General features: G+C 61.1%; 10 protein-coding genes and 2 pseudogenes. 3 read left to right on the top strand and 9 right to left on the bottom strand.

All coding sequences use genetic code 11. The features are described 5' to 3' along the window. The first annotated feature begins 358 nt into the window (after positions 1 to 358). Positions 359 to 1,140: pseudogene (locus FAB82_RS12765) on the top strand (transposase family protein). Positions 1,141 to 1,376: 236 nt separating this feature from the next. Continuing rightward, positions 1,377 to 2,966, top strand: a complete 1,590-nt coding sequence (locus FAB82_RS12760; RefSeq protein WP_211116570.1) for an ISL3 family transposase — start codon at positions 1,377 to 1,379, stop codon at positions 2,964 to 2,966. Between the two features lie 38 nt (positions 2,967 to 3,004). Here FAB82_RS12760 and FAB82_RS12755 read toward each other — a convergent pair whose 3' ends face one another. Beyond that, entirely contained in the window at positions 3,005 to 3,670 is a 666-nt protein-coding gene (locus FAB82_RS12755) for a hypothetical protein (RefSeq protein ID WP_136534925.1), read from the bottom strand. 227 nt (positions 3,671 to 3,897) lie between these two features. Next, positions 3,898 to 4,098: pseudogene (locus FAB82_RS12750) on the bottom strand (helix-turn-helix domain-containing protein); the annotation flags it as partial. Between the two features lie 297 nt (positions 4,099 to 4,395). On the opposite strand from FAB82_RS12750, the gene FAB82_RS12745 reads away from it, so the two are divergent. Continuing rightward, positions 4,396 to 4,698, top strand: a complete 303-nt coding sequence (locus tag FAB82_RS12745; protein WP_136534923.1) for a hypothetical protein — start codon at positions 4,396 to 4,398, stop codon at positions 4,696 to 4,698. Positions 4,699 to 5,215: 517 nt separating this feature from the next. Here the strand turns inward: FAB82_RS12745 and FAB82_RS12740 are convergent. From FAB82_RS12740 to FAB82_RS27105, 7 genes are all read right to left on the bottom strand, one after another. After that, positions 5,216 to 5,743 (bottom strand): hypothetical protein, encoded by a 528-nt coding sequence (locus tag FAB82_RS12740; RefSeq protein ID WP_136534922.1) that lies wholly within the window; start codon positions 5,741 to 5,743, stop codon positions 5,216 to 5,218. Between the two features lie 17 nt (positions 5,744 to 5,760). After that, positions 5,761 to 6,165 (bottom strand): hypothetical protein, encoded by a 405-nt coding sequence (locus tag FAB82_RS12735; RefSeq protein WP_136534921.1) that lies wholly within the window; start codon positions 6,163 to 6,165, stop codon positions 5,761 to 5,763. 202 nt (positions 6,166 to 6,367) lie between these two features. Further along, complete coding sequence (locus FAB82_RS12730) at positions 6,368 to 6,763, bottom strand: hypothetical protein (RefSeq protein ID WP_136534920.1); 396 nt, start codon at positions 6,761 to 6,763, stop codon at positions 6,368 to 6,370. 27 nt (positions 6,764 to 6,790) lie between these two features. After that, positions 6,791 to 7,288 (bottom strand): hypothetical protein, encoded by a 498-nt coding sequence (locus FAB82_RS12725; protein ID WP_136534919.1) that lies wholly within the window; start codon positions 7,286 to 7,288, stop codon positions 6,791 to 6,793. A gap of 10 nt (positions 7,289 to 7,298) precedes the next feature. Then, entirely contained in the window at positions 7,299 to 7,793 is a 495-nt protein-coding gene (locus FAB82_RS12720) for a DUF4265 domain-containing protein (protein ID WP_168801576.1), read from the bottom strand. A gap of 56 nt (positions 7,794 to 7,849) precedes the next feature. Further along, positions 7,850 to 8,467, bottom strand: a complete 618-nt coding sequence (locus FAB82_RS12715; RefSeq protein WP_136534917.1) for an SMI1/KNR4 family protein — start codon at positions 8,465 to 8,467, stop codon at positions 7,850 to 7,852. 206 nt (positions 8,468 to 8,673) lie between these two features. Continuing rightward, the coding region (locus FAB82_RS27105) for a hypothetical protein (protein ID WP_168801575.1) at positions 8,674 to 9,080 on the bottom strand (407 nt) is incomplete at its 5' end.

Here is a 9,080-nt window from a genome sequence, read left to right as displayed (position 1 = left end):
CACCAGACATCAACTAATTCCCAGAAGGACCCTTAGCGGTGTGACCGACTGGAAGAGTTCGATCAGGCCCCAGACCAGCAGTCCGGGAACGAGGACGGCGGTGCCGGCACCTTGCCAGATCAACATGGGTGTGCATCCTTTATGTTGCGAAAGGAACAGTGAGGTGGTCGCTTCCAGAACATGATTGCTTGGAACGCAACATGTTCAGTCTCTACTGTCGAGACCGGGAGGGGTTCCGAGCCGCCTCCCATCGATGCTTGCGGGTGTCGTGATTGCTCGGCAGGTCCTGTACTGGGGCAGCAGAAGAGCCCCTGGTAGAACAGCAGGTGCTGAAATCCGTTGTCTACCAGGAGCTCTCGTGCTGTTGTACCCTGCCGCGCTGCCCTTGTCCACCCAGACCCTCAAGTTCGTGGCGGGCCTCATCCGCACCCACCGCAAGACGATCGGTTCCCGCTGGCGGGTCCTCGACCCCGGTGCCCAAGCACTACTCACCCTCGCCTACCTGCGAAAAGGCGAACCGCTGGGGAATCTCGCAGCCGGGTTCGGCATCTGAGCGGCGACCGCCTGGCGGCGCACCCGCGAGACCATCCGCCTGCTCGCCGCCCGCGCACCAGGGATCCGGGACGCCCTGCAACACGCGAAACGCTCCGGCGCCGCGTTCGTCATCCTCGACGGCACCCTGGTCCACATCGACCGAAACCAGATCGACCGGCCCTTCCACTCCGGCAAGCACAAGCGCCACGGCATGAATCTCCAGGCCATCGCCGATGCGCGAAGGAACCTGCTGTGGATCTCCGGCGCGATCCGCGGCGGGACCCACGACACCAAGGCCGCCCGACGGCCGAACCTCCCCAGATCCCCGGGCTCCTTCGCGAGCACGGCCTGTTCGCCCTGGGCGACAAGGGCTACGACGGTCTCGACCACGACCTGGTGCCCACGCCCTTCAAAGGCAGGGAGAAGCCGGAGTGGCAGAAGGAGTACAACCGTCTCCACGCCCGGCTTCGCGGGCCCGGTGAGCGGATGTTCGCGCAGCTCAAGAAATGGTCGATCCTTGACCAGATCCGCTGTGACCCCACCTGGACCACCCACATCGCCAAGGCCCTCCAAGTCCTCAACGACTACGAACGCCCATCAAGTTGAAACGAGCTCAGTCGATGCGGGCAACAAACCCGCTAGCGCACAGCCAGATTGACTCAGCGGGGCCAAATTCCCTTCAACTCCAGCCGAGGAAAACCACCCAAGCCGGGGCCAGAAGTCGCCCGAACCTGGGGCCAGATCCGAGGATCTGGCCCCAGGTTTGATGAGGTGGCGGCCCCGCCGAAGTATCGAAACCAGTTGGTGCTATTGGTATCTGGTGCGATCAACACCCTCTTGATGTGCTCTTCCCTCACCTGCGCGGCGTCTTCGTCGAGCAGGTGGTCCAGGACGGCGACGGTGTGGTGATCCAAGCGAGAACGGCCGCCCGGCAGACCCGATGTACCGCCTGCAATACCTGGTCAGAGCGGGTGCATTCACGCTATCGACGGCGACTGCGCGATGCTCTGACCGCGTGCCGACCGGTGGTGATCGAGTTGCTTGTCCGCCGGTTTCACTGCGACAACTCCGACTGCGAACGGGTCATCTTCACCGAGCAGGTCGAGGGCCTGACCAGCCGCCATGCTCAGCGGACGCCTCCATTGCGGGCGATGCTAGAGGCCATCGGCCTGGCCTTGGCCGGCCGCGCTGGGGCTCGTCTCGCCACTCAAATCGGTGCCCGCGCTGGGCGCTCCAGCCTACTGCGCCTGATCCGCGCCCTTCCCGAGCCCGAAGTCGGGACCGTGCCGGTGCTCGGCGTTGACGACTTCGCCTTCCGCCGCGGCCACACTTACGGCACCATCCTGATTGACATGGCCACCCACCGGCCAATCGACCTGCACGATGGCCGCGACTCAGCACCCTTGCAAGCCTGGCTGCGTGCCCACCCCGGCGTAGAGGTCGTCTGCCGCGACCGCTCCAGCTCCTACGCCGACGCCGTTCGAGTCGCCGCGCCCGACGCGATCCAGGTCGCCGACCGGTTCCACCTGTGGCAGAACCTCATCGCCGCCGTCGAGGCATGCCTCATGCGACACCGCAACGCCTTCGACGAACCCCTGTTCACCCCGGACCAGCCCGCCGAGCACGAGCCGCCCGCCGTCGAGGAACCCGACGAAGCTGCTGAAGACGAGCCGCTCGGGCGGGTGGCACTGCGCTACCGCGCGAACCACCAGACCGTCCACAAGCTGCTCGCCGAAGGCCACAGTCTGCGCGCCATCGCCCGCCACCTGGGTTGGAGCAGACACAATGTCCGCAAACTCGCTCGCGCCGAACGTTGGAAGGACCTCGTGGTCGAGCAGCGGCCCAGGGGTTCGAAGCTCGACGACTTCAAGCTCTACCTCCACGTCGAGTGGGACGCCGGGCGCATCAACGCCACCGACCTCTGCCAGGAGATTCGCGCGATGGGCTACCAAGGCAGCTACGCCATCTTGGCGGCTTACCTGCGCCAGTACCGGCCCGGAGAACTCCGCAAACCCGGACCGATCAAGACCGTGGCCCCGCCGAGCATTCGCGAGGTCACCGGCTGGTTCACCCGCCACCCCGACCGGCTCTCCGAGGCCGACCGTCTCCAACTCAAGACCCTGCTGACCCGATGCCCACCATTGGAGGAAGTCCACGAGCTGGTGAAGTCGTTCGCCACCATGATGAGCGAGCGCGAAGGTCACCGACTGCCCGAGTGGATCGACGTCGTTCTCGCCTCCGACCACCCCAGCCTTCGCCGCTTCGCCCGCGGCCTACGCAAGGACTTCGACGCCGTCACCGCCGGACTCACACTCCCTCACAGCTCAGGAGCAGTGGAGGGCAACGTGAACCGACTCAAGATGATCAAGAGGAAACTCTATGGTCGCGCCAATCTCGACCTGCTGCGCAAGCTCGTGCTCCTCAACCACTGAACAGAGCTGAGAACGTCGCGAAGTGTGGTGCAGCACAGTCATCCCGTGAATACATCCACCCTGCCGTCGCACAACCAGCAGCGCAGGTCGAGCTTACCGCCCGCGTTGGGGTGCTGCGGTACCGACCGGTAACACCGTGCGCATGCGAGGGCACCGCAGGCCTGGCATTGATGTCCGTATCCGTCCATTTCCATCTGATCGAGCGAGGCAAACCATCTAACCGTGCCATCGCCATAGGTGATCGCGGATGATCCCGGGGACTGCGCTGGTATCACCGCATAGCCGCATCGAGCGCAATCCTCCCGGGACAACTCGGGTGTCGGCAGCACGCTGCGCTCAGCGATTTCGACGAAAGCTCCGTCGAACTCCTCGAAGATCATGACCAAGTCCTTGCCGAGGTTGCTCTCCGGATTCTCAGCGATGACATAGACCCGCTCATCCCTTACCTCGCAGCCACGTAGGAACTCGAGTGCCGCCGCTCTACCGCCGAAAGCTTCCATGAGGTAGAGACCATTGGGCGTCTTCACTTGCCGAATCGGCCGACTATCCGCGTAACCGGGAGGCCAGGAGACTCTGTATGGCATCTTCACGTAGACCTCGACCCGGTGTTGTCTCTTCGGGACGTCGATGCGGCGCCGAAGCATGATCGTGAATCCGATTACCACAGCCAGGATGACCGCCACGACGGCGAACCAAGTTCCCATGTCATCTCCGCATCCGCGATTTGTGTGCTACGGGCCACCCTATCTGTGGTATCCGGGACCGGTCCTGGATGCCAACGGAGCGTGGGAAGCCAGTTCAGACGCTGCTTGGCTTCGATAAGCACCGGAGTCAGTTGAGGTAGAGGATTCGATTGCGCAAATGCGTACTGCTGAGTCACTGATCAAGGCCATCGCGTCATCAAACCTGGGCCAGATCCAGATCCGACCAGCGAAATCAAGATGCCGAAGCCAGCCGCGAGATCACGCAGCGCTTCGCCCTTGCGCAGGTAGGCAAGGGTGAACAGGGCCTGCGCGCCGGAGTCGAGTGCCCGCCACCTGGAGCCGATGGTCTTACGATGTGCGCGGATGAGTCGGGCAACTCTGTTGAGGGTCGCGGTGGACAGCGGCAGCGCAGCAGGGTAGAACAGCAACCGGAGCTCCTGGTGGTCGTTCAGGCAGAAGTAGCATTCGCCGTTCTACCAGGAGCTTCTTCACGTCATCAATCCGCCCGTAGTCCGGGCATGTTGTGCTCCAACCGATCACGACCAGAACGTAACAATTTCAGGGTATTCCTGCCTCTGTTCTGCCGGTGCTCCGCCTGGTAAAGGCCGCCTTCCACCGGCAGAATGATCCTGACAGCGGCCCGCTTACGGTCAAAGCGGTCCATCAGAACGAGCCGACGTGGTCTTCATGCGAGCACTTCGGCTGTTCAACTCTTAGGAGGCACCATGGCTACCACTGCAACTCGGCTTCGGCCCGACCGGCGGAAGCTGCGACGCTTGACGCGCGCAGTTTCCACCGTCGCGATCGCCGCTGGTCTCATGCTGGGGGCCGGCGCACTCTCTTCGGCACCGGCCGCTGCCAGTGAGCACGCGGGAACCGACGACGGCACCGTGAGCATCCAAGCGTTCGCCGGGCCCTTCGCCTTTTGGGACTACTGTCAAATGGACCGGCAGGCGGCCCAGTACCAGGGATACGACGTCACACCGTGCTTTCGCGATCCCGATGGCTGGTACTACCAGTACTTCTGATCGATCGTCGAGGACCTAGTCCTGCGCGCCATTGATCTTCCCGGCGGCACCGGCCGTCCAGCGGCCGGATGCCCCCGGGAGAGCGCGGATCATCTCCGGCCATCCCGCAGGAATCACCCAGGGGCACTACGTCGTATCCCGAACGGTGGCTGGCGGCCGAGAACCGCAACCCCAAGGTCGCCAACACATACGAAGGCATCGAGCGGTGACGGCTGTTGCGCCACACCATCAAGAACCCCTCCCGGATCGGCCAACTGGTCAGCCAGGTTGAAACAGCCTCAATGAGAAGGTCGACCAATGCTGTCGAACCGTTGGAACGGGCATAGGATGCCTCCGCATCGGGACGGCTGACAATCCCATTGTCGTGTAAGCGGTGAGGCCAGCGCCGGGGGAATTCTCGAAGACCGCGATATCGATGAAGTTGTTGTTGTCCGGGGCCGTTAGCCGTTTGATATCTGAGGGAGGGTTGCCGCCATCGAAGAGCGCGGCTGCGCGATCAGTGACTTGCCGCATCGACTCATGGAGTGGCATCAATGGTTCTCAATCCCTGTGCATTTCCGAGAGCATCCGTGATCTGACCTTGTTGGTATTCAATAACCTCACGGGCTCGAGGAGTGGCGCGTTCAACTTCTGTGGTAATTGATGCACTAGTTGCCCGGTACAAGGCCCCTTCGTAGGAGTCAGAAAGAATGTTGACGGCAGCCGTGAAGGGAAGCTCCGAACCTGCGTTGGCGAAGCAGAACAGGCCAGCATTGATGAATTGGAATGTCCCAGGATCGACCGCTTCTTCAAAGAGGTCATTGAACCGTGGTCGAAATTCAGCCAATCCCGGCGTGAAATCGAGTCCCTGGTTGACAGCAGACTCAGCCCTGGCCAATCCGTCTGAAACGAACGAAGCTACATTCGGATCCTGAATTGGCGACTCAAGAGTGCGAATAGTCCAGGCGATTGATTCCACACAGACTCGCAGCCGCAGACGCGAAGGAAGCGACTCCAGTTGCGAGAGAAACACCGCCATTTCATCATCCCAATAACTGATGACCATATCTCCCAGCCGACTAGTCAGCCGAAGGAAGACGTCGAGCTCGCGGGAATCTTATACGACCGAGCCGTGGTCTCGTCGAATATGACCAGGAGTGCATCAGGCAGGTAAATCAGATTTCCATTCTCCGATTCTCCCAGCGCAATGACTAGATCCGCACCGTTGGAGAATTGGAGGCGGAATGCCCAAGGCATTTCAGGGCAACCATCATTGGGGATATGTCGAACTGGTTTGATGCTGACAATGTTCTTTTGGAGAAGGACGCTCCAATCTTCGTTGTCGGTGACATCTATGGGGGTGCCCAGCGAAGGATTATCCAGCGTCTCACCGGAGCGATAGCCGATCGCCAATCCTTCGTTCAAGCCGTCCATGCTCCAGGTGAACACGAGAGCGGATCCGTTCGAGAGGATCAGCTGAACTTCCATATCCACCTCGTGCACTAGCAGGCTTCGGTGCCCCTCGGGCCATGACGCATCCGGTGGGGGAACGTACCGGACTCTCGACAAGGTGTAGCTTGCCACCTCGTTCCGAAGCGAATTGAATGTCGTTTCATCTCTTGCAGATGGGTCCCAGGGCTGAATCATGTTAATCCCTTCGAGGTGCGCTAGGAGTTCCGGACTGGCGGGCTTACTGCTCGACTTCCCACTCCGGGCCAAGGACCGATGGGAATCCGTCAAGGAACCTGTCTACAGCCCGCCGCGCGGTCTCGATATCGACTAGTTGCGTGAGTTCGAACGACGCAATCTGGCCGCCGCACACGAGTTCCACCTGACCTGGCCCGGCCGTGGGGTTCGTCAAACTGACCACTGACTCATCCGCAAGCTCACCGGTGACCAAGAAGTGCTCCGGGCCGCCTGCAACCGACAAGTACTGGTAGGGCTCATCGAAGTTCACCGACACCTCGGTGCGTACCTGTCCATCCAGGGCAGCGACCGCATCGTAGATATCTTCCCGGCTCGGCTCGTTCCGTTCCCACTCGCCAGAGATAGACCCGCTCCAGTTGTCTCGACCGACAGTCAACATGACAGATTCACCGCTTGACCGATGGGGCTACCTGCCTTTGTGCCAGAGCGATTGTTGGAGCACATCCTGCTGGAACGCAATGGTTTCGCGGCATCGTGGATTGGCCACTTCGTCCTCGATATCGATGAGCGGGCCGGGGAATTCCTGCTCCAGCACGGCGTTGTAGCAGGAGCCAAAGACGTTGAACAGTCTCTTACCCTTGAGTTCGCTGTCATGGGAATGGGTCTGAACACACGCCATGACCAGGTTGGAAGTGCCTGGTTCAGCGGAGCCGTCGAGAACCAGTTCGATCCGTTCATCGAGCTCGGAAGTCCTATGCACGGCGTTGACGCCTTGTTGCAGCGCGGATTCGAAGGATGCCAACGAACCTGTGATCAAGTCCCGCGTTTCATCCTCCCGGACAGGGGGACTGAAGTGCTCCAGTGTCCACTTGATGACGGTCGCCGCCGACTTCAGTCTCGAAGCCGGGTTCAATCGGTCGAAATCTGGCTTGAGCGGTCGCATCAGATCATCCCAAAGCTCCATGAATCTCTCGCTATCGGTGCCGGTTCGAGATTGCCGCTTCTTGGACTCCTATGAGACCGGCTTCATGAAGCTCATCAAGCGCCGTCGACAGTGCCCGGAAGTCGCCCGTGGCCGGGACGTCGACTGCCAATAGGACCTCGTTGGCGTCGATTTCCCAGTCGCAGCCATGCATTCGCAGAACCGATTGCAGTTCACTGACCACGCTTTGGTCCTTCAACAGGATGCGGAGCGTCGAGTTTCCCGATTCGGCTACGAACTCATCGAAGACGAGTTCACGACGGTCGTGGTCCACGCGGACTCGCACGATGTCCCCGTACGCGATGCTCTTGACATAGAACGGGATGTTCCTGACCTCGACCTCCATCTTCACCTCGGTCTTTGCCGCCCAGATCTTTTCTGCCGGTGCAGGGGCATACGCAGCGATGTCATCGGGAAGGTCGAAGGCGATCGAGAACAATCGTTCCTGTTCTGTGACCTCGCTAGAGGAAGTCTCTGAGTTCGTCATTCCAGTCCTGCATCGTCTTGGTTGACCTACCATTGAATCTGTTGCAGGGCATGACCTTAGCCTCTGAACTCTATGGTTGCGCCGTCTGGCAGATCCTTTGTTTGCATATAGATATCGCCCCGGAACCGCATGAGCTCGACGTCTGGGATGGCGGCTTGGTGTTCGGCTTCGAACCGGCCGCCGAAGGCGAACGGAATGGCGGGTGCAAGTCGCTTGCCGACTGGAAGTCGACCGTTGAGTTCTTGCCAGGTCTGGGCGACATGCCTACCCGAGTAGAAGTCCAGATCGTCCATGAGAGTGCCGGCCCATTCGAAGATGTCCTCGCCCATGAACTCCCGGTCGGCGGTTTCAGGGTCGAACTGGTAGAACCCGTCGGGGTGAATTGCGAACTGAAATCCGAAGATGTCCTCGGCAAAGAACAAGAGGTCGTCCCCGGTGCCGTTGTATTCGTTGCGCCACGTGTTGCTCGCGTTCCACCACAGACAGTTTCCAGGGATGTCGGGGCCCCACGGGCGCACGAACAGGGCCGGCCCGAACGCGTAGAACCCGTTCTGCTTCATTAGCAACGGCTTCAGTGGTTCTGGGATCTGAGCTGAGACCGCAGGAGCATGGAGCAAGGGCCCCAATGCACGGCCGGCCTGTCCCAGCAGGTCAGCAAGGTGTTGCTCCGACATCAGATGTTCCCTTCATCAGGCACCGATAGGGTGGTCGAGCTCGGCATCGACGAACACGCCATGCGCCCCGCCAGACCCTCGACGACTTCAATCAGCCGTCCTGAACCGTAGCTCAGGCCGACCACCTCAACTCTGAAGCAATCCGACTCCGGCACAACACCTTCCGCACCCGCAACGGTGGAATCTGTCGGCGCCGGGCCATGACCCTAGTACCGCGTGTACGTGTGCTGGCCCCGCTCAGCGAACCCGGACAGGAACCGGGAGTTCACGTCTCCGGTGAGGATGTCGTGCAGGAACTCAACGGTGGTCAGGTTGAAGAACTCCCACCGGTTGTCCTCGCCTTGCTCGACGGCGACTGTCCATGAGGCGGAGGGTGCACCGTCCCCGACGACCCAGTACAGGTATTCGGCTCCAGGTGTGCCCGCCCAGTTGATGAGGCGCTTCCCCGCGAGCGGCGCGGGCCTGGAAAGGTCCGGGTCTTCAGCCCAGAGCTCCTCGACGTCTTGGACTCGGTACAGGCCTTCCCCGAGTAGGTCGTACGTGTCGATGCGCGCGCCGGGTTCGAAAATGACTATGTCGTCGTCGAATGAGCCGCCGCCGTAAGTGTTAATGA

It is taken from the genome of Glycomyces buryatensis, assembly GCF_004912275.1.
GTDB lineage: Bacteria > Actinomycetota > Actinomycetes > Mycobacteriales > Micromonosporaceae > Glycomyces > Glycomyces buryatensis.
This window is presented reverse-complemented; position numbering and strand designations above follow the sequence as displayed.

What these genes read in the sequence shown, in the direction of transcription:
- FAB82_RS12715 (WP_136534917.1), bottom strand. Translation starts at nt 8,467, where the DNA reads ATGTCGGAGCAACACCTTGCTGACCTGCTGGGACAGGCCGGCCGTGCA.
- FAB82_RS12755 (WP_136534925.1), bottom strand. Translation starts at nt 3,670, where the DNA reads ATGGGAACTTGGTTCGCCGTCGTGGCGGTCATCCTGGCTGTGGTAATC.
- FAB82_RS12735 (WP_136534921.1), bottom strand. Translation starts at nt 6,165, where the DNA reads ATGGAAGTTCAGCTGATCCTCTCGAACGGATCCGCTCTCGTGTTCACC.
- FAB82_RS12745 (WP_136534923.1), top strand. Translation starts at nt 4,396, where the DNA reads ATGGCTACCACTGCAACTCGGCTTCGGCCCGACCGGCGGAAGCTGCGA.
- FAB82_RS12730 (WP_136534920.1), bottom strand. Translation starts at nt 6,763, where the DNA reads ATGTTGACTGTCGGTCGAGACAACTGGAGCGGGTCTATCTCTGGCGAG.
- FAB82_RS12740 (WP_136534922.1), bottom strand. Translation starts at nt 5,743, where the DNA reads ATGGTCATCAGTTATTGGGATGATGAAATGGCGGTGTTTCTCTCGCAA.
- FAB82_RS12725 (WP_136534919.1), bottom strand. Translation starts at nt 7,288, where the DNA reads ATGGAGCTTTGGGATGATCTGATGCGACCGCTCAAGCCAGATTTCGAC.
- FAB82_RS12720 (WP_168801576.1), bottom strand. Translation starts at nt 7,793, where the DNA reads ATGACGAACTCAGAGACTTCCTCTAGCGAGGTCACAGAACAGGAACGA.